Source organism: Micromonospora sp. II (assembly GCF_001709195.1).
GTDB lineage: Bacteria > Actinomycetota > Actinomycetes > Mycobacteriales > Micromonosporaceae > Micromonospora > Micromonospora chalcea.
Map to the genome: position 1 here is coordinate 37056 of NZ_LYXF01000021.1, position 26810 is coordinate 63865.

General features: G+C 74.5%; 17 protein-coding genes. 12 read left to right on the forward strand and 5 right to left on the reverse strand.

All coding sequences use genetic code 11. The features are described from left to right. Nucleotides 1-3 precede the first annotated feature (3 nt). The 6 genes from A8711_RS11545 to A8711_RS11570 all read left to right on the forward strand — a co-directional run bounded on the left by A8711_RS11545 (nt 4) and on the right by A8711_RS11570 (nt 16971). A complete protein-coding gene (locus tag A8711_RS11545) occupies nt 4-5451 on the forward strand; it encodes a type I polyketide synthase (RefSeq protein ID WP_069088197.1) in 5448 nt (1815 codons plus the stop codon). Between the two features lie 29 nt (nt 5452-5480). Next, a complete protein-coding gene (locus A8711_RS11550; protein WP_043324628.1) occupies nt 5481-6434 on the forward strand; it encodes a TauD/TfdA family dioxygenase in 954 nt (317 codons plus the stop codon). A gap of 1 nt (nt 6435) precedes the next feature. Next, on the forward strand, nt 6436-6624 hold the full coding sequence (locus tag A8711_RS11555; protein ID WP_043324625.1) for an MbtH family NRPS accessory protein: 189 nt from the start codon (nt 6436-6438) through the stop codon (nt 6622-6624). Further along, nucleotides 6621-9740 (forward strand): non-ribosomal peptide synthetase, encoded by a 3120-nt coding sequence (locus A8711_RS11560; RefSeq protein ID WP_069088198.1) that lies wholly within the window; start codon nt 6621-6623, stop codon nt 9738-9740. The genes A8711_RS11555 and A8711_RS11560 overlap by 4 nt, the downstream gene beginning before the upstream one ends. Then, on the forward strand, nt 9740-15226 hold the full coding sequence (locus tag A8711_RS11565; protein ID WP_069088199.1) for a non-ribosomal peptide synthetase/MFS transporter: 5487 nt from the start codon (nt 9740-9742) through the stop codon (nt 15224-15226). Before A8711_RS11560 ends, A8711_RS11565 begins: the two co-directional genes overlap by 1 nt. A gap of 95 nt (nt 15227-15321) precedes the next feature. Then, nucleotides 15322-16971 (forward strand): DUF885 domain-containing protein, encoded by a 1650-nt coding sequence (locus A8711_RS11570; protein WP_069088200.1) that lies wholly within the window; start codon nt 15322-15324, stop codon nt 16969-16971. On the opposite strand, the gene A8711_RS11575 is transcribed toward A8711_RS11570, so the two are convergent. Next, nucleotides 16917-18131 carry a hypothetical protein gene (locus A8711_RS11575; protein WP_069088201.1) on the reverse strand — a complete coding sequence of 405 codons (1215 nt, stop codon included), beginning with the start codon at nt 18129-18131 and terminating at the stop codon, nt 16917-16919. The two genes, A8711_RS11570 and A8711_RS11575, sit on opposite strands and share 55 nt — an antisense overlap. Before the next feature lie 43 nt (nt 18132-18174). Continuing rightward, the gene (locus tag A8711_RS11580; protein WP_043324617.1) at nt 18175-18687 is read right to left on the reverse strand and encodes an NUDIX hydrolase; all 513 of its coding nucleotides are present in this window, start codon (nt 18685-18687) and stop codon (nt 18175-18177) included. 146 nt (nt 18688-18833) lie between these two features. Here A8711_RS11580 and A8711_RS11585 point away from each other — a divergent pair, with 146 nt between their 5' ends. After that, nucleotides 18834-19328 carry a type II toxin-antitoxin system PemK/MazF family toxin gene (locus A8711_RS11585; protein WP_069088202.1) on the forward strand — a complete coding sequence of 165 codons (495 nt, stop codon included), beginning with the start codon at nt 18834-18836 and terminating at the stop codon, nt 19326-19328. Nucleotides 19329-19337: 9 nt separating this feature from the next. On the opposite strand, the gene A8711_RS11590 is transcribed toward A8711_RS11585, so the two are convergent. Further along, nucleotides 19338-19973 (reverse strand): GGDEF domain-containing protein, encoded by a 636-nt coding sequence (locus tag A8711_RS11590; RefSeq protein ID WP_043324610.1) that lies wholly within the window; start codon nt 19971-19973, stop codon nt 19338-19340. Nucleotides 19974-20200: 227 nt separating this feature from the next. Between A8711_RS11590 and A8711_RS11595 the strand changes: the two genes are divergently transcribed. The 4 genes from A8711_RS11595 (at nt 20201) to A8711_RS11610 (ending at nt 23896) form a co-directional block, all read left to right on the forward strand. Next, a complete protein-coding gene (locus tag A8711_RS11595) occupies nt 20201-20458 on the forward strand; it encodes a DUF397 domain-containing protein (protein WP_030502645.1) in 258 nt (85 codons plus the stop codon). A 102-nt stretch (nt 20459-20560) separates the two neighbouring features. After that, nucleotides 20561-21448, forward strand: a complete 888-nt coding sequence (locus A8711_RS11600) for a helix-turn-helix transcriptional regulator (RefSeq protein ID WP_043324606.1) — start codon at nt 20561-20563, stop codon at nt 21446-21448. Between the two features lie 75 nt (nt 21449-21523). After that, the gene (locus A8711_RS11605) at nt 21524-22372 is read left to right on the forward strand and encodes an SAM-dependent methyltransferase (RefSeq protein ID WP_069088212.1); all 849 of its coding nucleotides are present in this window, start codon (nt 21524-21526) and stop codon (nt 22370-22372) included. A gap of 84 nt (nt 22373-22456) precedes the next feature. Continuing rightward, nucleotides 22457-23896 carry a serine/threonine-protein kinase gene (locus A8711_RS11610; protein WP_069088203.1) on the forward strand — a complete coding sequence of 480 codons (1440 nt, stop codon included), beginning with the start codon at nt 22457-22459 and terminating at the stop codon, nt 23894-23896. A gap of 3 nt (nt 23897-23899) precedes the next feature. On the opposite strand, the gene A8711_RS11615 is transcribed toward A8711_RS11610, so the two are convergent. Continuing rightward, nucleotides 23900-24592, reverse strand: coding sequence for a carbon-nitrogen hydrolase family protein (locus A8711_RS11615; protein ID WP_069088213.1), 693 nt, complete (start codon nt 24590-24592; stop codon nt 23900-23902). Between the two features lie 66 nt (nt 24593-24658). Between A8711_RS11615 and A8711_RS11620 the strand changes: the two genes are divergently transcribed. Next, nucleotides 24659-25432, forward strand: a complete 774-nt coding sequence (locus tag A8711_RS11620) for a DedA family protein (protein WP_069088204.1) — start codon at nt 24659-24661, stop codon at nt 25430-25432. On the opposite strand, the gene A8711_RS11625 is transcribed toward A8711_RS11620, so the two are convergent. Beyond that, on the reverse strand, nt 25396-26793 hold the full coding sequence (locus tag A8711_RS11625) for an alpha/beta hydrolase (protein WP_069088205.1): 1398 nt from the start codon (nt 26791-26793) through the stop codon (nt 25396-25398). The genes A8711_RS11620 and A8711_RS11625 overlap by 37 nt on opposite strands. Between the last annotated feature and the right edge of the window lie 17 nt (nt 26794-26810).

Here is a 26810-nt window from a genome sequence, read left to right on the forward strand (position 1 = left end):
CCCATGCAGAACGACATTCCCGCCGACGACGGCGTCGAGCCCATCGCCATCGTCGGGCTCGCCGCCCGCCTGCCCGGCGCGGCCGACGTCGACGAGTTCTGGCGCAACCTGGTCGACGGCGTGGAGTCGACGACCGAGCTGACCCGCGAGGAGCAGCTCGCCCGCGGCGCCCAGCCGCAGGAGGTCGACGACCCGGGCTGGGTCAACCGTGCCCCGCTGGTGGACGGCTACGACGAGTTCGACGCCGGCCTGTTCGGGATGACCGCCCGCGAGGCCGAGATCACCGACCCGCAGCACCGGCTGTTCCTGGAGACCTGCTACACCGCGCTGCAGGACGCCGGCTACGACCCGGGCCGCTACGACGGCGCGGTGGGCGTGTACGCCGGCACCGGCGGCAACACGTACCTGCACCGCAACGTGTTCCGCAACAAGCGGGTCGGCGGGAATCCGCACGGCGCCGTCTCGCTCGCCACCGGCAACTCGCCGAACTACGTGGCCACGAACGTGTCGTACCGGCTGGACCTGCGCGGGCCCAGCATGACCGTGCACACCGCCTGCTCCACCTCGCTGGTGGCGTTCCACCTGGCCTGCGAGGCGCTGCGCAACGGCGAGTGCGACATGGCCCTGGCCGGCGGCGTCAACATCGAGCTGCCGCACGTCGGCTACCTCGGCATGGACGGCTTCACCTCGCCGGACGGGCGGTGCCGGCCGTTCGACGCCGGAGCGAACGGCACGGTGTGGGGCAGCGGCGTCGGCGTGACGCTGCTCAAGCGGCTCTCCGACGCGATCGCCGACGGCGACACCATCCGCGCGGTCGTGCTCGGCAACGCGATCAACAACGACGGCGCCGGGAAGGTCGGCTTCACCGCCCCCAGCATCGACGGGCAGATGGAGGCCGTCGCCCAGGCCGTCGAGCTGGCCGGCGTCGACCCGCGCAGCATCAGCTATGTGGAGGCGCACGGCACCGGCACCGCGCTCGGCGACCCGATCGAGGTCGCCGCGCTGTCCGCCGTCTACACCAAGGACACCGACGAGCGCGGCTGGTGCGGCATCGGGTCGGTGAAGTCGAACATCGGCCACCTGAGCCAGCCCTCCGGCATCGTCAGCGTGATCAAGACGGTGCTGGCGATGGAGCACGGGCTGATCCCGCCGACCATCAACTACGAGGCGCCGAACCCGGCCATCGACTTCGCCGACACCCCGTTCTACGTGGCGAACACGCTGACCAAGTGGGACACCGACGGCGGGCCGCGCCGGGCCGGGGTCAGCTCCTTCGGCATCGGCGGCACCAACGCGCACGTCGTGCTCCAGGAGGCGCCGGCGGCGGAGCGGGACGAGCCGCCGGCCCGCCCGGCGCACCTGCTCCAGGTGTCGGCGAAGACGCCGACCGCGCTGGACGTCGCCGTGCGCCGGCTCGCCGAGCACCTGGAGGGCGGCAGCGACGTGGCGCTCGCCGACGTGGCGCACACGCTGCGCGTCGGCCGCCAGGTGTACGCCCACCGCGCCGCCGTCGTGGCCGGGGACCCGGCGTCCGCCGCCGCCGCGCTGCGCGAGCGGCGCAAGGGCCACCGGGGCGTCGCCGACGGACCCGCCCCCCGGGTGGCGTTCCTGTTCAGCGGCCAGGGCTCGCAGTACGCCGGGATGGGCGCCGAACTGTACGCCCAGGACCGGGCGTTCGCCGCCGCCGTGGACGAGTGCGCCGACCTGCTCCGCCCCGAGCTGGGCCTGGACATCCGGGACCTGATCCTCGGCCGCGACCCGGACGCGGCGGACAAGCTCACCGAGACCCGGTGGACCCAGCCCGCGTTGTTCACCGTCGAGTACGCCCTCGCCGTCGCGTGGCGGGCCGCCGGGGTCGTCCCGGCCGCGATGATCGGCCACTCCATCGGCGAGTACGTGGCCGCCACGCTCGCCGGCGTGCTCGACCTCGCGGACGCGCTGCGCGTGGTGGCCGCCCGGGGCCGGCTCATGCACTCCCTGCCCGCCGGTTCGATGCTGGCGGTCACGCTCGACGAGTCGGCGGTGGCCGACCGGCTGCCTCAGGGCCTGTCGGTGGCCACCGTGAACGGCCCCGGCACCTGCGTGGTGGCCGGCGAGACCGCGCTCGTGGAGGAGTTCGCCGCCAGCCTGGGCGGCAAGAACAAGTCGAAGCTGCTGCGCACCTCGCACGCGTTCCACTCGCCGATGATGGACCCGATCCTGGACGAGTTCACCGCGCTGATGGCCACCGTGCCGCTGCGCGCCCCGGCGGTGCCGTTCCTGTCGAACGTGACGGGCACCTGGATCACCGAGGCGCAGGCCACCGACCCGGCGTACTGGGCCGCGCACCTGCGCCGCCCGGTCCGCTTCGGCGCGTGCGTGGCCACGCTGCTCGCCGAGGGCACCTGGGCGCTCGTCGAGTGCGGCCCCGGCCGGCAACTGGCCAACCTGGCCCGGATGCAGGTCGCCAAGGCCGGCGAGGCGCAGCGCGCGCTGACCCCGCTGGGCAGCCTGCCCGGCGCGGGCGAGCCGACCGGTGACCTGGCCGCGCTGCTCGGCACGGCCGGCGCGCTCTGGTGCGCCGGGGTGCCGGTGCGCCTTGCGGCCGACCCGGCGGCGCGGCGGGTGCCGCTGCCCACGTACCCGTTCGAGCGGCGCCGCTACTGGATCGACCCGGACCCGGAGCAGGAACTGGCCGCGGCGCCCGTCGAGACCGGCCCCCGGCCGCTGCCGGAGTGGTTCGCGGTGCCGGTGTGGCGCCAGGCCGCCCCGGCGCGCGCCGTGGAGCCGCTGGGCCGCTGCCTGGTGCTGGCCGACGGTCCGCGCGGCGAGGCGCTCGTGGCCGCGTTGCGCGCCGCCGGCGACGACCCGGTCGAGGTACGCGCCGGCGAGGCGTTCACCGCCACCGCGAGCGGTTTCCGGCTGCGCCCCGGCGTACGCGCCGACGCCGAGGAGCTTCTGGCCGCGCTCGGCGCCGACGTGCCCCGCCGGATCGTGCACGCGTTCGCCCTCGACGGCGAGCCGGCCGGCACCGACCCGGCGGCGGCCTGGGCGGCGCAGGAGCGCGGCTTCTTCGGCGCGCTGCACCTGGTGCAGGCGCTCGCGGGCGCCGGTGTGACCGCCGACGAGGCGGGCGTACGCCTGGACCTGGTCACCGCCGGCATCGGCGACGTACGCGGCGACGACCTGACCCGCCCCGAGCACGCCACGCTGGCCGGCCTGGCCCGGGTGCTCCCGGCCGAGCTGCCCGGCCTGACCGTGCGGCTGCTGGACACCGACCCGGCCGCGCGCGGCGTGGCCGCCCTGGTGGCCGAGCTGCGCAGCCCGGTCGACGCCGAGCACCCGGAGGTGGCGCTGCGCGGCGACCGCCGCTGGCTCGGCGGCTACGAGCAGGTGAGCGTCGCGGCCGAGGCGGAGCCGGGCGTGCTGCGCGAGGAGGGCCGCTACCTGATCACCGGCGGTCTCGGCGGCATCGGCGTCACCCTGGCCGAGGACTTCGCCCGCCGGGCCCGCGCCAAGCTGGTGCTGCTGGCCCGCTCCGGGCTGCCCGGGCGCGACGAGTGGGACGCGCACCTGGCGGTGCACGGCGGCGCCGACCGGGCCGGACGCGCCATCGCGGCGATCCGCCGGATGGAGGCCGCGGGCGCCGAGGTGCTGGTGCTCGCCGCCGACGTCACCGACGCGGACGACCTGCGCCGGGTCCGCGACGAGGCCGAGCGGCGGTTCGGCGGGCTCGACGGCATCGTGCACGCCGCCGGCCTGCCCGGCGGTGGCATGGCCGAGATCAAGGAGCGCGACGAGGCGCAGCGTGTGCTGGCCCCGAAGCTGGCCGGCACGCTCGCGCTGGCCCAGGTCTTCGGCGACCTGCCGCTGGACTTCGTCGTGCTGTGCTCCTCGATCACCGCGGTGATCGGCGGGTTCGGCCAGGTCGACTACTGCGCCGCGAACAACTTCCTGGACGCCTTCGCGCGCTCCGGCACCGGGTTCCGCGCCCCGGTCGTGTCGCAGAACTGGGGCGGCTGGGCCGAGGTCGGCATGGCGGTGGAGACCGCCGCGCCGGCCGCGTTCCGGGCCGCCGGGCGGGACACCGTGACCACCACGGTCACGCACCCGGTGCTGACCACGATGGTCGCCGGGCCGGACGGCACGGTGCTGCACGGCCTGGTCGCGGCCGACACCCACTGGCTGCTCGACGAGCACCGGATCGGCGGCGTGCCGGTGGTGCCGGGCACCGCCCACCTGGAGTCGGTGCGCGCGGCGGTGGCCGCCGCGCTGCCCGCGCCGGGGCCTGACGCCGCGGTCGAGCTGCGTGACGTGGTGTTCCTGGAGCCGTTCTCGGTGCCGGACGGCACCGTGGCCCAGTACCGGGTCGAGCTGACCCCGACCGAGGACGGCACCGACTTCACCGTGGCCAGCCTCGCCGCCGGCCAGGCGCGCGCCCACGTACGCGGCAGCGCCGGGTGGACCACCGAGGCGGCCCCGCCGGCCGCCGTGCCCGCGGTGGCCGGACGGCGGGTCGACGACGACGCCTCGTTCGGCCGGGGACGCACCAGCATGCTGACGTTCGGCCCGCGCTGGGCGGCGCTGGCCGAGCACCACCTCGCCGACGGCGAGGAACTCGCCCGCGTGCAGGCGCCCGCCGCCGCGCTCGGCGACCTGCCCTCGTGGGGGCTGCACCCGGCGCTGCTGGACGTGGCCACCGCGTTCGGCCGCGGCCAGGGCTCCGGCACCTACCTGCCGCTGTCGTACGGCCGGATCGTGGTGCGCGGCGCGCTGCCGGCGACGTTCCACAGTCACCTGCGGCACCGGCCCGCCGCCACCGACGAGGTGGTCGCCGCCGACCTGTCGCTGCGCGACCCGGACGGGCGGGAACTGGTCGCGATCAGCGACTTCGTGCTGCGCCGGGTCGACCAGGACGCGGTCACCGGCAACCTGGCCGAAGCCCCGGCGGACGCCGACGCCCCGGCGCCGGTGACCGAGGACATCCGCCCGGTCGACGGCGCGGAGGCGTTCCGGCGCAGCCTCGTCGCCGGGCTCGGCGCCCAGGTGGTGATCGCCACCCGCACCGTCGCCGACATCCGTCGCCGGGCCGCCCGGGTCACCACCGACAGCATCGCCGAGGAGACCGACGCGGCGGCCGGCGCGACCGCGGCCACCGGCGGCGGCTCGGCCGCACCCGGCACCGAGCTGGAGAAGACCATCGCCCAGGTGTGGCGCGACGGTCTCGGCGTCACCGACATCGGCGTGGACGACGACTTCTTCGCCCTCGGCGGCAACTCGCTGGTCGCCGTGCAGCTGATCGCCGCCATGCGCAAGGCGACCGGGGTGCGGCTGCCGATGCGCAGCCTCTTCGAGACCCCCACGGTGGCCGGCCTGGCCGCCCGGATCGAGGAGCTGCGCGCCGAGGCGCCCGCCGACCAACCGGCCGCCCCGGCGGCGATCCCGGCCATCCCGCGGCTGCCCCGCGGCTGACATCCGACGGAACAAGGAGACACCGCACCATGAGCGAGACAACCGCGACGCTGCCGGTGGTCGTCGAGAACGACGGCCGGCCGCTGACCGACCTCATCGCCGCCCGGCGCGCCGAGCTGCGGGACACCCTCGTCGCCAGCGGAGGGCTGCTGTTCCGCGGCTTCGACGTGGGCGGCGTGGACGGCTTCGACCAGGCCGTACGGGCCCTGGCCGGCGAGCCGCTGACCTACACCGAGCGCTCCTCGCCCCGGCACTCCATCAAGGGCCGGGTCTACACCTCGACCGACTACCCGCCGGACGAGGAGATCTTCCTGCACAACGAGAACTCGTACCAGGCGCGCTGGCCGCTGACGCTGTTCTTCTACTGCGTCACGCCGCCGGACAGCCAGGGCGCCACGCCGCTGGCCGACGTGCGCCGGGTGTACGAGCTGATCGACCCGGCGGTACGCGAGGAGTTCGTCCGCCGCCGCTGGATGCTGGTGCGCAACTTCCACGGCGACTTCGGCACCCGCTGGCAGGAGGTGTTCAACACCGAGAGCCGCGCCGAGGTGGAGGCGTACGCGGCGGACAACGGGATCACCGTGGAATGGGTCGGCAAGGACGGCCTGCGTACCCGCGCGGTCCGGGACGTGGTGCACCACCGGCCCGGATCGGACACCCCGCGCTGGTTCAACCACGCCACCTTCTTCCACCTGAGCACGTTGCCCAAGGACTACCAGGAAGGGCTGCTGGCCATGTTCGGCGCCGACGGGCTGCCGTCGAACACCTACTACGGCGACGGCGGCGAGATCCCCGCCGACGTGATGGACCACCTGCGCGCCGCCTACCGGGCGGCCACGGTCCGCTTCGACTACCAGCGCGACGACGTGCTGGTGGTGGACAACATGACCGCCGCGCACGGCCGGGAGCCGTTCACCGGCCCCCGCAAGATCGCCGTGGCGATGGCCGAGCCGCACACCCCCGACACCGCAGGAGCGAACTGACATGGCCGAATCCCGATTCCTGGTCGTCCGCAACGACGAGGAGCAGTACTCGATCTGGTCGGCCGACCGCGAGCTGCCCGCCGGCTGGCACGACACCGGCTTCGCCGGCAGCCGCGAGGAGTGCCTGGCCCACGTGGACGAGGTCTGGACCGACATGCGTCCCCGCTCGGTGCGCGAGGCCCTCTCATGACCCAGGAGTGGACGTTCCCGGCCTCCTACGCCCAGGAGCGGGTGTGGATGGCCAACCAGCTCGACGCCGGGTCGCCGGTGTTCAACGTCTCCTTCCCGTGGATGTTCCCCGCCGACGTGGACGCCGAGACGGCCGGCGACGTGGTCAACCGGGTGATCGCCCGGCACGAGGCGCTGCGTACCCACCTGCGGGTCGACGACGGCGCGCTGGTGCAGGTCGTGCGCGCCCACGAACCGGCGCCGCTGCCCGTCACCGACGTCACCCATCTGCCCGCCGGTGAGCAGCGCGGCGAGTTCGAGCGGATCCGCGGCGAGATGGCGCGCGCCCCGATCCCGATGGACGCCGCGCCGCTGTGGCGGGCCCGGCTGATCCGCATGGAGGACGGGCTCGCGCTGGCGTTCGTGGCGCACCACGCCGTCTTCGACAGCCACTCGGCGGTGCTGTTCCACCACGAACTGGTCGCGTTCTGCGAGGCCGCGCGCACCGGCGCCGAGCCCGCCGTGCCCGAGCTGCCCATCCAGTACGCCGACTTCGCGGTCTGGCAGCGCCAGCAGCTCACCGGCGAGGAACTGGACCGGCAGCTCGCCTTCTGGACCGGCCACCTGGCCGGAGCGCCGCCGGTGATCGGCCTGCCGCTGGACCGGCCCCGTCCGGGCCAGCTCGGGTTCGCCGGTGACGAGGTGCGCTTCACGCTGCCCGACGGGCTGCTGGACCGGATCGGCACGCTGGCCACCGGCGCGCAGGCCACCCCGTACATGGTGCTGCTGGCCGGTTTCGCGGCGCTGCTGTCGCGGATCTCCGGCGACACCGACGTGGTGGTGGGGGTGGCCACCGCGGGCCGCGACAACCCGGAGCTGGCGCCGCTGATCGGCATGTTCGTCAACCCGGTGGCGCTGCGCTGCGACGTCTCCGGCGACCCGGCGTTCGCGGCGCTGCTCGGCCGGATCCGCAACGGCCTGATCGACGCCATGGAGCACGGCCAGGCGCCGTTCCAGAAGATCGTCGAGGCGGTCGACCCGCAGCGGGACCCGTCGGTGCAGCCGATCTTCCAGACCGCCCTGAACTGGATCCCGGACTCCGGCCTCGACCCGGTGGAGCTGGGCACCACGAAGGACGACCTGGCCTTCGACATCACCACCGGGGAGTGCCGCCTGGTCTACCGGACCGAGCTGTTCGACCGGGAGACCGCCGAGGCGGTGGTGCGCCGCTACGTGCGGCTGCTCGCCGCCGCCGTCGCCGAGCCGCAGCGCACCGTCGCCGCGCTGCCGCTGCTCACCGACGACGAACATGACCTGGTGCTGGGCGCCTGGAACGACACCGCCCACGACGTGCCGGCGACCACTGTGGTCGACGAGGTGCAGCGGCAGGCCGCCGCCACCCCGGACGAGCCGGCGCTGGTCTGCGACGGCGCGACGCTGCGCTACGCCGAGCTGAACACCGCCGCGAACCGGCTGGCCCGGCTGCTGGTGACGCGCGGGGCCGGCCCGGAGACCCGGGTCGCGCTGGCCCTGCCCCGCTCCTGCGACCTCGTCGTGGCGATGCTCGCCGTGCTGAAGGCCGGCGCCGCGTACGTGCCGGTGGACACCACGTACCCGGCCGGGCGGATCGCGTACCTGCTCACCGACGCCGCGCCCGCGCTGGTGGTGGCCGACCCGGACACCGCCGCCCTGGTGCCCGGCGACGCGCTGGTGCTCGACGGAGAGGTCGGCTCCGACCAGCCCGGCGACGACCTCACCGACGCCGACCGGGTCGCCCCGCTGCGCCCCGAACACCCCGCGTACGTGCTCTACACCTCCGGCTCCACCGGCCGGCCCAAGGGCGTGGTGGTCGAGCACCGGGCGGTGACCGCGTACCTGGCCTGGGCCCGGGCCACCTACCCGGGGCTTTCCGGGGTGGCGCTGCTGCACTCGCCGGCCTCGTTCGACCTCACCGTCACCGGCCTGCTCGGCACGCTCACCGCAGGCGGCACGGTACGGCTCGCCGCGATCGACGAGCCCGCCGCCCGCGCCGGTGGGCGGCCGACCTTCCTCAAGGTCACGCCGAGCCACCTGCCGCTGCTCGACGGCGAGCTGTCACCGACGACCGACCTGGTCATCGGCGGCGAGGCGCTGACCGGGGAGCAGCTCGCCGCCTGGCGGGCGGCGCACCCCGACGTGGCGGTGATCAACGAGTACGGCCCGACCGAGGCCACTGTGGGCTGCGTCGCGGCCCGCATCGCCCCCGGCGAGCCGGTCGCGTCCGGCCCGGTGCCGATCGGCACGCCCACCTGGAACACCCGGGCGCTGCTGCTCGACACCGCGCTGCGCCCGGTGCCGCCGGGCGTGGTGGGGGAGCTGTACGTCACCGGCACGCAGCTCGCCCGCGGCTACCACGAGCGGCCCGGCCTGACCGCCGAGCGGTTCCTGCCCTGCCCGTACGGCCCGCCCGGCACCCGGATGTACGCCACCGGCGACCTGGCCCGCTGGCGCGCCGACGGCACGCTGGACTACCTGGGCCGCCGCGACGACCAGGTCAAGGTGCGCGGCATGCGGATCGAGCTGGGCGAGGTCGAGGCGGCGCTGCTGGCCCACCCGGACGTACGGGCCGCCGCCGCGGCGGTCCGCGCCGACGGCGGCGAGCCGATGCTCGTCGGCTACCTGGTGGGCCCGGCCCACGAGGACTCGGTCCGCGCCGAACTGGCCCGCGAGCTGCCGGCGCACCTGGTGCCGGCCGCCCTGGTCCGGCTGGACGCGCTGCCGCTGACCCCGAACGGCAAGCTGGACCGCGCCGCGCTGCCCGCCCCGGCGACGGCCGAGACGGCGCAGGACAGCTACGTCGCGCCCCGCACCGAGGCCGAGGCCCTGGTCGCCGAGGTGTACGCCGACATCCTCCAGGTGGAGAAGGTCGGCGCGCACGACGACTTCTTCGCCCTCGGTGGCAACTCGCTGCGCGGCATGCGGGCGATGGCCCGCATCCGCGCCGAGGTGGACGTGGAGCTGCCCATGCGGGCGCTGTTCAGCAGCCCCGTGGTGGCGGACCTGGCCGCCCAGATCGAACAGCGGATCGCCGCCGAGCTCGACGGTCTCTCCGACACCGAGGTCGCCGCGCTGCTCGCGGCGGAAGAGGGAACCAACTGATGACCGACCTGAAGGATCCGGCCCGCGAGGCGGCCCGGCAGGCGCTGATCGCCCGACGGCTACGCGCCCGCCAGACCGCAACCGCGGCCCGGATCACCCCCCGCCCGGCCGGCGCCGAGGTGCCGCTGTCCTACGCCCAGGAGCGGGTCTGGTTCATGGACCAGATCGCCCCGGGCGAGGCGGCGTACCACATCGCGGTGCCGCTGCGGGTGTGCGGACGGCTCGACGTGGACGCGCTGCGCGCCGCCCTGACCGCGCTCGCGGACCGGCACGAGTCGCAGCGCACCCGCTTCCCGGCCGACTCCGACGGCCGCCCCACGGTGGTGATCGCGGACACCGCGGACGTGCCGCTGACGGTGGTGGACGCGCCCGACGAGGCCGCCGCGCAGGCGCTGGTCGAGGCGGCGGCGGCCGAGCCGTTCGACCTCGCCGAGGGGCCGCTGCTTCGGGCCCTGCTGATCCGGCTCGCCGCCGACGACCACGTGCTGTTCCTGGCCCAGCACCACATCGTCGGCGACGGCTGGTCGGTGGACGTGCTGCTGCGTGACCTGATCACGCTCTACCGGGGCGGCGAGCCGCCCGCCCTGCCGATCCAGTACGGCGACTTCGCCGTCTGGGAGGCCCAGGAGCTGGACGGCCCGCAGGCGCGGGCGCACGTCGACTACTGGAAGCAGCGGCTGGCCGGCATCACCCCGCTGGAACTGCCGCTGGACCGGCCCCGCCCGGCCACCCAGACCTACCGGGGCGACTTCGTCGAGTTCCAGCTCGACCCGGCCGCCACCGAGGCGCTCAACACGCTCACCCGCGACAGCGGCGGCACGCTGTTCATGACGTTGCTCGCCGCGTACCAGGTGCTGCTGGCCCGGCACTCCGGCCAGGACGACTTCGCCATCGGCGCGTCGGTCGCCGGACGGTCCGCGCCGGAGCTGGAGAACCTCGTCGGCATGTTCATCAACATGCTGCCGCTGCGCGCCGACCTGGGCGACGACCCGACCTTCGCCGAGCTGCTGGAGCGCACCCGCCGCACCGTGCTCGACGGTTTCGAGCACGCCGAGGTGCCGTTCGCCAAGGTGGTCCACGAGCTGGGCCTGCCGCGCGACGTCAGCCGCTCCCCGGTGTTCCAGGCCATGTTCGTGCTGCAGAACTACGAGATGGGCCGGTTCACCGGCGTGTCCCGTACCGACGAGGTCACGTTCACCTGGAACCCGATGGAGTTGCGGGCCACCCGGTTCGACTTCGAGCTGCACGCGGTCGAGACCGTCGACGGGCTCTGGGGCAAGCTGGTCTTCAACACCGACCTGTTTGACCGGGCCACCGTGGAGCGGATGGCGCAGCGGTGGACCGCCCTGCTGGACGCGGTCGTCGCCGCGCCGGACACCCCGGTCTCCCGGCTGCCCCTGCTGCCCGCCGCCGAGCGGGAGCTGCTGGCCGCCTGGAACGACACCAGCGCGGACTTCCCGCGCGCCGAGACGCTGCACGGCCCGATCGAGGAGCGCGCCGCGGCCACCCCGGACGCGGTGGCGGTCACCATCGACGGCCACAGCCGCACGTACGCCGAGCTGAACGCGCAGGCCAACCGCGTCGCGCACCGGCTGCGCGCGGCCGGCGTCGGCCCGGAGACCCTGGTCGGGGTCTGCGCGGAACGCTCGGTGGAACTGGTCGCCGGCCTGCTCGGCGTGCTCAAGGCGGGCGGCGCGTACCTGCCGCTGGACCCGGAGTACCCGGCCGACCGGCTCGCGTTCATGGTCGGCGACGCGGACGCGCCGGTGGTGCTGGTCCAGTCGCACCTGCGCGACGTGCTGCCGGACACCGGCGCCACGGTACTCGAACTGGACGACGCCACCGTGTGGAGCGGTCAGCCCGACACCGATCCGGCGCCGGCCGCCGGACCGGAGCACCTGGCGTACGTCATCTACACCTCCGGCTCCACCGGCCGCCCGAAGGGCGTGCCGAACACGCACCGGGGCATCGTCAACCGGCTCGACTGGATGCAGAAGACGTACCGCCTCGGCGCCGACGACGCGGTGCTCCAGAAGACCCCGGCGAGCTTCGACGTGTCGGTGTGGGAGTTCTTCTGGCCGCTGCGCACCGGCGCGCGCCTGGTGCTGGCCAAGCCGGGCGGTCACAAGGACGCCGGCTACCTGCGTGACCTGCTGGTGTCCGAGCGGATCACCACCGCCCACTTCGTCCCGTCGATGCTGACGGTCTTCCTCGCCGAGGACGGCGTGGAGGCGGCCACCGCGCTGCGCCGGGTGATCTGCTCCGGCGAGGAGCTGCCGCTGGCCTCGGCGGCCGACTTCACCGCCCGGCTGCCCTGGTGCGGCCTGCACAACCTGTACGGCCCGACCGAGGCGGCCATCGACGTGACCGCCTGGGCGTGCGAGCCGGACCGGCTCGCGCAGGTGACCAGCGTGCCGATCGGCGCGCCGATCGCCAACCTGCGGCTGCACGTGCTCGACCCGTCCGGCGCGCAGTGCCCGGTCGGGGTGGCCGGCGAGCTGCACATCGGCGGTGTCGGGCTGGCCCGCGGCTACCACCGCCGGCCGGCGCTGACCGCGGAGAAGTTCGTCCCCGACCCGTTCTCCGCCGAGCCGGGCGCCCGCCTCTACCGCACCGGCGACCTGGCCCGCTGGGTGATCGGCCCGGACGGCGCCGGGGTGATCGAGTTCCTGGGCCGCATCGACCACCAGGTCAAGCTGCGCGGCCTGCGCATCGAGCTGGGCGAGATCGAGAGCGCGCTGCGCGACCAGCCGGGCGTCACCGAGGCGACGGTGATCGTCCGCGAGGACAGCCCGGGCGACAAGCGGCTCACCGCGTACCTGGTGGGGGCGGCCGAGCACGCCGGGCTGAAGGCGGCGCTGAAGGACACGCTGCCCGAGTACATGGTGCCGGCCGCGTTCGTCACGCTCGACGCGCTGCCGCTGACCCCGAACGGCAAGCTGGACCGCAAGGCGCTGCCCGCGCCGGTGGTCACCCGCGAGGCGTCGGTGGCGCTGGTCGAGCCGCGCGACGACACCGAGCGGGCGCTGGCCGCGATCTGGTCCGAGGTGCTCGGCGTGGACACGCTCGGCATCGACGACGACTTCTTCGACCTGGGCGGGCACTCGATGCTCGCCACCCAGGTGGTCGCGAAGATCCGCAAGGCGGAGCTGGGCGGCCGGGCGGTCGGCGTGATGGACCTGTTCCAGCAGCGCACCATCCGCGACCTGGCCGCGTTCATCTCCGGCGACGCCGCCCAGGAGGGGCCGCGCCGGCTGCTCTACGAGCTGACCAAGCCGATCCCGGCGGGCAAGCGGGTGCTGACGTACGTCTGCGTGCCGTACGGCGGCGGCAGCGCCATCGTCTACCAGCCGCTGGCCGACGCGCTGCCGGCCGGGTACGGGCTGTGGTCGCTGGCCATCCCCGGCCACGACGTCGGCCTCACCGAGGACGCGCTGCCGTTCGAGGAGCTGACCAGCCGGGTCGCCGACGAGATCCTGGAGCGGGTCGAGGGACCGATCGCCCTGTACGGCCACTGCGGCGTGGGCAGCGCGATCGTCGCCGAGGTGGCCCGCAAGGTCGAGGCGGCCGGCCGGGACCTGGAGGCCGTCTACATCGGCGCGATGTTCCCGTTCGCCCGCCCCAAGGGCGTCTTCTCGGCGGCCCGCAACAAGCTGGAGCAACTGCGCAGCAACAAGCACTACGCGAGCTGGCTCAAGTCGATGGGCGTGGACACCGACGAGCTGGACCCGGAGCAGGCCGACCGGATCATCAGCAACATGCGGGCCGACTCCCGCGCCTCGGAGGAGTACTTCACCCGGCTGCTGGACAAGCAGGCGACGAAGCTGCGCGCGCCGATCATCTCGGTGGTCGGCTCCGAGGACCCGGTTACCGACTACTACCGCGAGCGGTACACCGAGTGGCAGTTCCTCAGCGACACGCTCGGGCTGGTCGTGCTCGACCAGGCAGGTCACTTCTTCCTGAAGTACCGCGCCGAGGAGCTGGCCGAGATCGTCACGCAGGCGCACCCGGCGGTGGTCGCCGGTGACATCGGCGCGCTGAGCCCGCAGGCGCGGGGTGAGGACGCCGGCTGGGCGGTGGCGGACACGCTGCGCGTGGGCGTGGCCCGCAAGGCCAGCACCGCGGTCAAGCCGAGCATGGGCCGCTTCCTGGCCATCACGGTCGGGCAGCTCGTCTCCAGCACCGGCTCCGCGCTGACCGCGTTCGCGCTGCCGATCTGGCTGTTCAACCGCACCGGCTCGGTGGCCGACCTCGGTCTGCTGTGGGCGCTGGCGCTGATCTGCGGCGTGCTCATGCTGCCGGTGGCCGGCGCGCTGGTGGACCGGGTCAGCCGCCGCCGGATCATGATGACGGCCAGCTGCTTCGCCGGCTCCATCCAGCTGGTGCTGGCCAGCCTGCTGTGGACCGACAACCTGGTGCTCTGGCACATCTACCTGCTGGTGGCGCTGAGTTCGGTGGCCGGATCGTTCCAGCGGATCGCGTTCCAGTCGGCGGTGCCGCAGCTGGTGCCCAAGCGCTACCTCGGGCACGCCATGGGCATCACCCAGCTGTCCACCGGTGTGGCCACGCTGCTCATGCCGGCGTTCGCGGCCGGCCTGCTCGCCACCATCGACCTGAAGGGCATCCTGCTCGTCGACGTGGCCAGCTACGTGCTCGCGGTGCTCACGCTCGCCGTGGTCCGCTTCCCGGACGCGCTCGGCTGGCGGCCCCGGGAGCGGCTGCTGGTGGCCATCGCCAACGGCATGCGCTACTCCTGGCGGCACCGCGGATTCCGGCTGATGCTCGGCTACTTCGCGCTGGGCAACATCTTCCTGGCGCCCGCGCTGGTGCTGATAACCCCGTTGGTGCTGTCGTTCGGCAGCCCCACCCAGGTCGCCCAGGTCGCGCTGGCCGAGGCGGTCGGCGCGGTGCTCGGCGGCATCCTCATGTCGCTGTGGGGCGGGCCGCGCAAGCGCCGCATGATCGGCGTGCTGATCGGCAACCTGGGCACCGCGATCGGCTGCATGCTGATCGGCCTGGACGCCTCGGTGGCGATGATCTGCGTCGGGTTCTGCTGGCTGGCCATGTCGATGACCACCGCGCAGTCGATCTACGCGACGATCGTCCAGGTGAAGGTGCCGCAGCGCTTCCACGGCCGGGTGTTCAGCCTCAACCAGACCATCTCCTGGTCCACGCTGCCGATCGGGTTCGCGCTGCTGGCGCCGGGCGCCACCGCGCTGTTCGAGCCGATGCTCGCGCCGGGCGGAGCGCTGGCCGGCACGGTGGGCGCGGTGATCGGCACCGGACCGGGCCGGGGCATCGGGTTCGCGTACATCTGTTTCGGCGCGGCGCTGGTCCTGGTCACGCTCGGCGGGTTCGCGATCCGGCTGCTGCGCCGCTTCGACATCGAGGTGGAGGATTCCCTGCCGGACGACCTGATCGGCGCCCAGGAGCGTGAGAAGCGTCTGGCCGCCAAGGCGGAGAAGAAGGAGCTCGTCTCGGTCTGACCTCGCCTCCCATCCGGTTGATCAAGGAGTTCGTGTCCTTTCCGGGCCTTCCGGCCGGCACGAACTCCTTGATCACCGGGGGTAGCATCGGTGCGATGGGCGAGGACGTCACCGACACGCTGCTGCGGGAGATGGGGCGCCTCGATCCGTGTGTGGCGGTGGTCGAGGCCGGTGAGCAGGACGTCGACGGGCTCACCGACTACAGCCCGGAGGGTCACCAGGCCCGCGCCGATCTCGCCGCGCGCGCCCTGCGCCGGATCGAGGCGCTGCCCGCCCCGAGCCCGCTGCACGAGCACCTCGCCGAACGGCTGCGCGCCCGGATCGCCTTCCACGACGCCGGGGAGGACCTGCGGGAACTGCACGTCGCGGCCACCGGCCCGCTCCAGCTCATCCGCCAGTGCGTCGAATCAGCGGTCCCGGGCCGCGACGCCGGGCGCGCGGCCTACGAGGACGGCTGGGCCCGCGTCGGCGCGCGCCAGGCCGCGATCCCGGCATCCCTGGACGGGTACGCCCGCAGCCTGCTGGTCGCCGCCGAACGTGGTCACCTGCCCACACGACGCCAGGTGGACCTGGTGACGCAGCGCTGCCGCACCTGGATCGACGAGGACACGGCGCTCGTGCAGCGCTACGGCGACGGGCCGCAGCGCGCGTCGTTGCAGGCGGCGGCGCGGGACGCGCGGGAGGCGTACCGGAGGTTCGCCACGACGCTCACCGCGGACCTCGCGCCGCTCGCGCGCGACGACGAGGCGTTCGGCCCGGCGCGGTACGCCCTCTGGGTGCGGACCTTCCTCGGCACGGAACCGGACCTGCGCGAGCTGTACGAGTGGGGCTGGGACGAGTTCACCGCCATCGAGGCGGACCTGGTCGCGGAGGCGAGAGCCCTGGGTGGCACGGTGCCCGAGGTGCTTCAACGGCTCGACCGCCCCGACGCGCCAGGTGTGCTGCGCAGCCGGGACGAGTTCGCCGCCTGGCTCCAGGAGCTGCTGGAGGCCACCACCGAGCGGATGCACGGCACGCACTTCGACATCCCCGCGCCGCTGCGCCGCATCGAGTCCCGGGTCACCACGTCGGGCGGCACCGCCTACATCGCGCCGTCGCGGGACCTGACCCGGCCGGGCCGGGTCTCGTGGCTGCTGCCCGACGGTCAGGAGCGCTTCCCGACCTGGTGGGCGTACAGCACCGCGTACCACGAGGGCGTCCCCGGCCACCACCTGCACCTCGGCTCGGAGGCGTGCCGGGGCGGCCCCGGGCAGCGGCTGAACCTGCTCGGCGGGCTCTCCGGCGCCCAGGAGGGCTGGGCCCTGTACGCCGAAGGGCTGATGGACGAACTCGGACGCTACGAGCAGCCGGGCGCCCGGCTGGGCCACCTGTTCATGCAGTTGCTGCGGGCGGCCCGGGTGGTGCTCGACATCGGCCTGCACCTGCGGCTGCCGATGCCGTCGGGCAGCGCGCCGTGGACGCCGCAGGCCGCGCTGGACCTGCTGCGCGACCGCTGCCACCAGGGCCCGTACGCGCCACTGGAAGTGGCCCGGTACCTGGGCCGGCCCGGGCAGGCGCTCACCTACAAGGTGGGGGAGCGGGTGTGGCGCGACGGACGCGCGGCGTTCCCCGGCGACCGGCGCGCGTTCCACAACCGGGCGCTGGAACTCGGCTCGCTGGGACTGGACCAGCTCGCGAGCGCGCTTCCCGCCTATCCGGCCTCGTCGGCGGGCAACTCCTCCGGGTCGGCCACCCAGGCGGAGTAGACAGGCAGCGCGTGCCACGGGCCGCCGGCCGGGTCGGTGGTCACCGCGACCACCGCGTACGGGTGACCGAAGCGCAGCTCCGCGACGCGGGCGACACCCTCCGGCGGCAGCGCTGTCGCCCGGCCGAACGCGGTCACCGCGGCGGCCTCGAAGCCGTAGCGGCCGAACCGGGCCACCGCGGACTGCGCGGCGTCGAACCCCGGCCCGGCCAGGCCCAGCAGCTCGCCGAGTGCCTGCGCCGCCGCGTCGAAGCCGAACCCGGGCGCGGTCAGGTCGTGTCGGCTCTGCGCCGACCAGCACGGCAGCACCGCCGTGGCGCGTTCCTCCCGGCCGTCGTCCGCGTACGTCCGGGTCGGCTCCTCCCGCAGCGTCCACAGCGGCGTCTCGCCCAGCGGCAGGTCGAACAGCGACCGGCGGCCCGGCATGGAGTCCGGCAGGAGCGCGGCGGCGCTCGCCAGCTCCTGTGCGGCGGCCAGCACGTCTGCGGCGGGCACGTCGGGCGCGGCGGCCACCGACACCACGAGCATTCCCGCGCCGTCGTCGCCGGTGCGGGCCGGCACCGCGTGCGCCGCCACGTCACCGGCCCGGTCGGTGGCCGCCACCCAGCACCGGTGCCCGAACGGCGGCGTACGCAGCACCCGGCTCAGCCGGCCCGACCAGGCGCTGCCCGCGCCCAGCTCCGCGCCGGGGGCGGTGTCGAACGGGTCGGCCCACGACACGCGGGTGGCCAGCGCGTTGGCCAGGAGCAGCAGCGTGTCCGGGGTGACGTCGACGGGGAAGCTGTCGATCAGCCCGCCGGTACGCTCCCGGGCCCAGCCGTCCAGCGTGGCCTGGTCGGGCAGCGGGCCGCGTTCGGTGTTCTCCGGCAGCGCGGCCCGCCACGCGGCCAGCTCCGGCGCCGGAGCGCGCTCCCACAGCGCGGTGGCCGCGGCGACCATCGGGTGCGGCGCGGCGAGCAGCGCCCGGGCCTCCGCGGCGGCGTCGTCCGGGTCGGCGTCGAGCGCCTCGGCCAGCGCCGCCCGGGTCTCGCCGGTGGCGGCCGGGCCGGTCAGCGCCAGCAGCAGCCACGCGCCCAGCGGCGAGGCGACGTGGTGGGTGTCACCGGCGGCGCGGTGCAGCCGCTCGGCGTAACGGGCCAGTGGTGCGTGCAGGGGAGTCACGGCTCCACTCTGCCCGCTCACGCGCCGGGTGGCACGCCCGCGCTCAGGACCACAGCTCGAACGGCTCGTCGATCTCCTCGCCGGCCAGGAACGCGGGCAGCAGTTCGGGCAGCCGCCCGGGATAGCAGCGCGGCCGCTCGGCGAGCACCTCGGCCAGCGGCCACCAGCGGAACCCGAAGTAGTCCTCCACCTCGTAGTCCAGCCGCAGCGCCTCGTCCACGTCCGGTCCGGGGCCGGGCAGCCGTACCGCCACGATCACCTCGTCCTGGAGGTGGCGGCGCTGCCGGTGCCGGAAGCTGGCCCGCCGCCGCCACGTCGGCGCGCCCACCTCGTCCGGACCGATCGCGATGCCGGTCTCCTCGCGCAGTTCGCGGACCGCCGCCTCCCGGTAGGTCTCGCCCGGGTCCAGCCCGCCGCCGGGTAGCTCCCACCACACGCCGAGGTCGGGGTGGTCCGGGTCGCGGGTGTGGAACAGCAGCAGGTGGTCGGTGGCGTCGAGCACCACCAGCCGCACCGCGCTGCGCTCGAACACCGGCAGATCATCGGGTAGCCGCACGCCCCCAGCGTAAGGAAGGGCCCCTTATTAACGCCTCCGGTAGTAGAAGGGCCCCCTATTAACAGGGGCATCCCGCACGGCACCGTCCACCCGACCGGGCGACCCGATTCCCGGGCGGTCGTACCCCGGCCGATAGGCTGCCCGCCGTGGCAGGTCTGTTGAAGAACGTGGCGTCGCGGCTCGGCCGGATCACCCGGGCTGTGCCCGCCCCGCCCCGCACGGGCGCGCCGATCCCGGCTCAGGTCGCGCGCCGCCGCCAGGTCAACGCGCTGCAGCGCCGCGAGTTGTCGTACGCGCCGGAGCCGGACGGCCAGGCCGACCCGGGCGAGATCGTCTGGACGTGGGTGCCCTACGAGGACGACCCCCGCCAGGGCAAGGACCGCCCGGTGCTGGTGGTCGGACGGCACAGCCGCACCCTGTTCGGGCTGATGCTGTCCAGCCAGAGCGACCGGGACGGCCAGCGGCACTGGCTGGCGCTCGGCCCGGGGGAGTGGGACCGGGACAACCGGCCCTCCTGGGTGCGCCTGGACCGGGTGCTCACCATGCGCGAGGACAGCATCCGCCGCGAGGGCGCGGTGCTGGACCGGCCACGGTTCGACCGGGTCGGGCAGGCGCTGCGCGCCGGCTACGGCTGGCGCTGACCGCTCGGGTCAGTACTCCGCGACGAGCTGCCGGGTCGGGCGGGCCGCGCCAAGCGTCTTCGCCTCGTACATGGCGGCGTCGGCGCGGCACAGCGCGTCGGTGAGCTGCGTCGGGCAGTGCACCGGCGCGAGCCCGACCGAGGCGGTGACCTGGATGCTGCGCGCGCCCAGCGGGATGGGCGCGGCGAGCGCCTCGCAGAGCCGCCGCGTGGCGTGCTCGATCCACCGGCGGTCGGCCGTGGGGCTGGCCAGCAGGCCGGCGAACTCGTCGCCGCCGAGGCGGGCCACCAGGTTGTTGCCGGCGAACGCGGCGAGCCGCTGCGCGACGCTGATCAGCACCTGGTCGCCGGCGGCGTGCCCGTAGCGGTCGTTCACCTGCTTGAAGTTGTCCAGGTCGAGCACGACCGCTACCAGTGGCTGGCCGGCCGGGTCGGTGAGCAGGGTGGCGGCGAGCCGGAAGAACGCGCGGCGGTTGGGCAGGCCGGTGAGCGGGTCGTGGCTGGCCGCGTGCCGTTCGGCGGCCAGTTCGGCCTGGAGCAGCTCGATCTCGGCCTCGGCGCGTACGGCGCGGCGGCGCAACTGCCAGGCCGAGATGAGGGCCCCCGCGGCGGATATGCCGGAGGCGACGGTCATCGGATCCGGCACGCGCGTCCTCCTCACCGCAGTCCCCTAGCCGCGCGCGGCGGCATCCGGAGGCCGGGTTCGGGTCACCGAATGTGAGCGACCCGGCACACCGTACGTTTCGGCTATCATGCTCTCCGTCCATTGCAGATGCAATAGCAGATGCACGTGCATCTCACTCCTCAGTCGACAGACGTCGCCACCCACCGCTCCTCCCCGCGGCCTCGGCTGGCTCATCCCGAAGGACGCCCATGCAACAACCGCCGAACGGTGTGCCCGTGCCCGAGCTGCCCCCGATGCGCTGGTCGAAGAGTCGTCGCAGCAACCCCAGCGGCAACTGCGTCGAGTTGGCCGAGCTGCCCGGTGGCACCGGAATCGCGGTCCGAAACTCCCGGCACCCGGAGGGCCCGGCGCTGATCTACACAGTGGACGAGATCGCCGCCTTCGTGCTCGGCGCGCGCGACGGCGACTTCGACCACCTGATCCCGCCGTCCCGCACACGGGACTGATTAACCGCTCCGGAGGAGTTCACCTCACTGTCGGTTCATGGCATGCTTACTCGTCGGCCGGGGGGCGCCCGGCCGGGGCAGTCGGGATGCGAGGGCGGTCAGGTGGCGACGGTGCCCGTCGAGGGTGGTCCGACAAGCGGGCCCACCGTGCTGCGCATGTTGCTCGGTGGGCAGCTGCGGCGACTCCGTGAGAGGGCCGGGGTCAGCCGGGAGACGGCCGGCTGGGAGATCCGCTCCTCCGAGTCGAAGATCAGCCGGATGGAGCTGGGCCGGGTCGGCTTCAAGGAGCGCGACGTGGCCGACCTGCTCACGCTCTACGGCGTGACCGACGCCGGCGAGCGCGAGTCGCTGCTCAAGCTCGCCCGGGACGCGAACAGCCCGGGCTGGTGGCACCGCTACGGTGACGTGCTCCCCGCGTGGTTCCAGGCGTACCTGGGCCTGGAGGCCGCCGCCGCGCTGATCCGCACGTACGAGGTGCAGTTCGTGCCCGGGCTGCTGCAGACCGCCGCGTACGCCCGGCAGGTGATCCTGCTCGGGCACCGCGGCGCGTCGGCGGCGGAGCTGGACCGGCGGGTGGAGCTGCGGATGCAGCGCAAGGAGCTGCTGCGCCGCAGCAACCCGCCGCAGTTGTGGGCGGTGCTCGACGAGGCGGCGCTGCGCCGCCCGATCGGCGGGGCCGCGGTGATGCGCGAGCAGCTGGACGCGCTGATCGAGGCGACCGCCGCGCCGCACGTACGGCTGCAGATCGTCCCGTTCTCCGCCGGCGGGCACGCCGCGGCCAGCGGGGCCTTCAGCATCCTGCGCTTCGGCGACGCGGACCTGCCGGACATCGTCTACATCGAGCAGCTGACCAGCGCGATCTACCTGGACAAGCGCGACGACCTCGAGTTCTACGCCGAGGCGATGGAACGGCTGTGCGTGGAGGCCGCGCCGCCGGAACGCACCCGTGAGCTGCTGGCCCGCCTCCGCGACGAGCTGTACCCGGCCTGACCGGGCCGGCGCCGGGCAGTACCATGATCCGCACCGGAGACAGTGGACGGTGGGACCCGAGTCGTGGAGGTGGCCTTGACCAGCGACGCAGCAGGGACGGCGCCCGTTTCCGGGCCGCTCGGCGCCCGGATCGACACGACAGTGGCGCACCCCGCCCGCCGGTACAACTACTGGCTCGGCGGCAAGGACAACTTCCAGGCCGACCGGGACTCCGGCGACGCGATGGCCGCCCGGTTCCCGACCATCCGGATCAGCGCGCTGGAGAACCGGCGGTTCCTGCGCCGCGCGGTGCGTCACCTGGCGGGTGAGGCGGGCATCCGGCAGTTCCTGGACATCGGCACCGGCATACCCACCGCCGACAACACCCACGAGGTGGCGCAGGCGATCGACCCGCGCGCCCGGGTGGTGTACGTCGACAACGACCCGATCGTGCTGGCCCACGCCCGCGCGCTGCTGACCAGTTCGGCCGACGGCGTCACCGCCTACCTCGACGCGGACCTGCGCGACCCGGAGCGGATCCTGGCCCACCCGGACCTGCGCCGCACGCTCGACCTGTCCCAGCCGGTGGCGTTGATGCTGCTGGCGGTGCTGCACTTCGTGCCCGACGGCGAAGACCCGTACGCGCTGGTCGACACGCTTCTCGACGCGCTGCCCGCCGGCAGTTACCTGGCCGCCTCGCACGCCACCCACGACTACCTTCCGGCGGAGGTGGCCGCCGAGGCGAAGGCGGCGGCCCGGGGCGGTGGCCCGCACGGCGTGATCAACCTGCGCAGCCGGGAGGAGGTCGTACGCTTCTTCGACGGCCTCGAACTGGTCGAGCCGGGCATCTGCTCGGTGGCCGAGTGGCGCGCCGACGGCGAGCCGGAGCCGCGGCCGTCCGTGGTCGACGTCAGCATGTACGGCGGGGTCGCCCGCAAGCCCTGACTCGGGCGGAAGAACGCCGGAACACGGACGAAACGGGGGCGCGGGTTGGTGCGGCCGGTGCCGCGCATGGCAGCCTGGTGAATTATGTCGCCGTTCACGCCCGCCCTGCGCCTGCACGACCGCTACGTCCTGCGTGAGCGCATCGGCCTCGGCGGGATGTCCGAGGTGTGGCGCGCCGACGACGAGGTGCTGCACCGGCCCGTCGCGGTCAAGGTCCTCGCCGGGCAGCTCGCCGCCGACCCGCAACTGCGCGCGGTCATCCAGCGCGAGGCCCGCGCGGCGGCGCGGCTGACCCACCCGCACGTGACCCAGGTGTACGACTACGCCGAGGCGACGCTTGCGGGCGGCGTCGTGGTCCCGTACCTGGTGATGGAGCTGGTGGAGGGGCAGACGCTCGCCGACCGGCTGGCCGGCGGGCCGCTGGCCTGGCCGGACGCGGTCCGCACGGCCGGGCAGGTCGCCGGGGCGCTGGCCGCGGCGCACCGCATCGGCGTGGTGCACCGCGACATCAAACCGGCGAACGTGATGCTCACCGAGACCGGCGCGAAGGTGCTCGACTTCGGCATCGCCGCGCCCGCCGGCCCGCATCCGGTCACCGGGCAGACCGGCGTGCTGCTGATGGGCACCCCCGCCTACTTCGCCCCGGAACGCCTCGACCCGGGCCCGGCGCATCCGGCCGGTGACGTGTACGCGCTCGGCGTGCTGCTGTACCGCAGCCTCACCGGCCGGGCCCCGCTGCCGGTGCGCAGCTGGGACGACGTGCTGGAGGTGCGGCGCAACCGGCCGCCGGTGCCGCCGCCGCGGGTGCCCGGCCTGCCACCGGAGATCGCCGACCTGGTGCTGGCCTGCCTGGACGTGGACCCGGCGCGGCGGCCGAGCGCGGCCCGGCTCGCCGAGCGGCTCGGCGCGGGCCGCCCGGTGGATCCGCCGACCGCGATCCTGCCCACCGTGGCGCCGGTGACGCATTCGCCCACCCTGGTCGAGCGGGTTCCGGCCGCTACGGCCCGCCCGGTCGCGCCGGGGCGTCCCGGCGCGCCGCCGCGTCCGGCGGTCTCCTCGAACCGGCTGTTCGGGCTGCTGGTCGCCGGCGCCGTGGTGCTGCTGCTCGCGGTGGTCGGCTCGCTGGTGTGGGGTGACGGCTCCGGCGCCCCGCCGGCCGCCGCGCCCACGACTGGCCCCACGACCGGCGCCGCCGAGCCGCCCGCGCCCGAGCCGAGCAGCGCGGCGCCGCCGTCGACGGCGGCCGAACCGGTGACGCTGCGGCAGCTCGGCGACCGGTTCGACGAGTTGCTCGACCGGGCCGAGTCGATCGGGCTGATCGAGCGCAAGGTCGCCGACGACCTGCGCAAGAAGGTCGCCGATCTGGACCGGGGCAAGCCGAAGGACCGGGAGAAGCGGGTCGAGGATCTGCGCGAGAAGATCGACGACGCGGCCGAGGACGAGAAGATCGACCCGGTCACCGCCACCGCGCTGCGCAAGCTGCTCGACGGCTACGAGCGGCTGCGCGGCGGCGACGAGGGCTGAGTGTCACCGCAGCGTGGCGGTGACCACCTCACCGGCGTCCGTGCCGGCCCGGGCCACCGGCTCACCCGCCGGTGACCAGATCCCCGAACCACCCGCGGCGCGCGCGTACCCGCCTCCGGTCGAGCCGGCGAAACTCGCCGTCGCCACCCACACGCCGTGCGCGGCGGCGACCCGGCGGGCGCGTTCGTCGGGCACCGCCGCGTCGTCGGCCGACTCCAGCACCCCGGCCAGGTAGGCGTCCGCGCCGAGCGCCACAGTCGCCGCCGCGTGCTCCGGTGTGCCGGTGTCCTTGCAGACCGCCAGGCCCAGCCGCCAGCCGTCCACATCGAGCACCGCCGGCTCCCGGCCCGGCCGCATGTGCTGCGGCTCCGCGCCACCCAGGCACATCTTCCGGTACGCCACCCGCACGCCCTCGGCGTCGATCGCGAGCACCCCGATGTGCGGTCCGGGCACCGGCGCGCCGGCCAGCGCCAGCGTCCCGGTCTCGGCGCACGCCGCGCGCAGCGGCGCGAGCCGGGGATCGTCCGGGTCCAGCGGCGCGGCGTCCAGTTCGTACCCGGTCAGTGACATCTCGGGGAAGACCACCACGCGGGCGGCGGCGGCGCGCACGGCGTCGGCGTGCCGTGCCGCGTTGCCCGCGACGTCGCCGGAGCGGGTGAGCGGCTGGGCGACGGCGATCCGCAACGGCGTACGCATGGCGTACACGATAATGGTTTCCATGACGCGTGGTCGTCCGCAGCTTCGCCCCGTAACGTTGGTCGGATGATCGGAAACGCACAGCTGCTCGCCGGCCCCCGGGTGAGCGCCGCGCGGGCGGCAGAGCCGTCCGGTGACGGAGTGACCGGCTGGGTCACCGGCCTGATGGAACGGCTCGGCGGTCCCGGCGCCGGCCTCGCGGTGGCGCTGGAGAACCTGTTCCCGCCCATCCCCAGCGAGGTGATCCTGCCGCTGGCCGGCTTCACCGCGAGCCAGGGCAGGATGAGCCTGGTCGGTGCGATCGTCTGGACCACGATCGGGTCGATCGTGGGCGCGCTGGCGCTCTACTACATCGGCGCGGCCCTCGGGCGGGACCGGATGCGCGCCCTGGCCGAGCGGCTGCCGCTGATCAAGCTGGAGGACGTGGACCGCACCGAGGCGTGGTTCCTGCGCCACGGCGTCAAGGCGGTGTTCTTCGGCCGGATGATTCCGATCTTCCGCAGTCTCATCTCCATCCCGGCCGGGGTGGAACGCATGCCGGTGCCGGTGTTCCTGCTCTACACCGCGCTGGGCAGCCTGATCTGGAACACCACGTTCGTGCTCGCCGGGTACTTCCTCGGCGAGCAGTGGCACGTGGTCGAGGCGTACGCGGGCACGTTCCAGAAGATCGTGATCGTGGCCGTGATCGCCGGGTTCTGCTGGTTCGTGGTCAGCCGGGTCCGCCGCTCGCGCCGGAGCGCCCTGGCGGCGGAGGCGGCGCCGACGCCGGAATCGGCGCCGGAGTCGGCCCGGCAGGGCACCGTCTACCGCGGCGGCTGGTACGGCCGCGAGGAGGACTGAGCCGGGCAGGGCGGATAGAGCGGGCGGGTGCCGGCCCCGGCGGCCCGGGCGGCCCGGTCGCTGAACCGGCAGCCGAAGTCCGGCGCCGCCACCGCGCGCCGGTCGGTGACCGCGTCGCCGGCCGGGCGCTTGCCGGTGCGGACCCAGCGGGTCAGGTCGTCCCAGGCGGCACCGGCCTCGGCCGGGCTGAACTCGCAGTGCTGCGCGGTACGCACGGCCCGCTGCACCAGCAGCCGGGATCGGCCGTGCCGGGCCACGTCCCGGGCGTACGCCTGCTCCATGCCGAACGGCACGAACAGGTCACCGAGGCCGTGCAGGCTCAGCACCGGCGCGGTGGGCCGCCCGGCGATCCGGGGCACCTCGGTCAGACTCGGCGAGAGCCGCTGGCGCAGGTTCTCCGGCGCGACCCGCTGCACCGTCGCGTTCAGGTCGACCGGCTGGTTCGGCGCGTACCTGGTGAACAGGTTCGTGGCGAGCTGGCCGGGCCGCCGGGCGGGGGAGCCGTCCGCCTCGCTGACCGCGATGCCGAACAGGAAGTCCTTCCAGACCGCGAACGCGGCGTCGGCGCCCGGCCGCGGCCCACCGGAGCGCTCCACGGTGACCGCGCGCAGTTGCTTGCCCAGGTCGTTGGTGGTGTCCGGGCCGCCCGGGGCCAGCCCGGCCAGGCCGAGCGTGACCTGGATCCGGGGCACCGCCGAGGTCAGGTAGTCGGGCGGCGTCGGGTACGCGCGCACCCCCGCGAGGGCCTGCGCGACCAGGTTGTAGTCCAGGAAGAAGTCGAACAGCTCCTGGTCGCCGAGCACCCCGCACATCGGCAGCGCCCCGGCGTAGAAGCCCGGGTACTGTTCCAGCGAGCGGCCGATGACGTGACCGCCCATCGACACCCCGGCGATCAGCACCCGGTGCGGGCGCCGGACGGTACGGCTGAACAGGTCGGCCAGGGTGCGGGTGCTGCGCACGCCGGAGCGCACGTCGTAGCCGTTGCGGTCGTACGACGACGACGCCCACGCGTACCCCTGGGTCACCAGGCGCTGCCGCAGGTCGAAGCCGGGCGGCTCCGGCGACAGCTCGGTGCCCTGGCCGCGGTAGCCGTGCGCCCACATGACGAGGTCGCCGTTCCAGTGCTCGGGGATCTCGATGACGTACCCGGCGTTGGCGTGCACGCCCTGCCGCACGGTGGTGGCGGCGCCGCCGACGACAAGTGGCGGCAGCGGTGGGTTGACGATGGTGTAGCCGGGCAGCGGGCCGCTGCCGTCGTCGCGTCCGGTGGCGGCGGCGGGGGCCGCGCCGGTGAGGCCGAGCGTCAACGTGAGGGCCACGCCGACGGCGAGCAGCCGGCGGCGCACGGGTGAGGGCTGCATCGCTGCTCCCCGGGGGG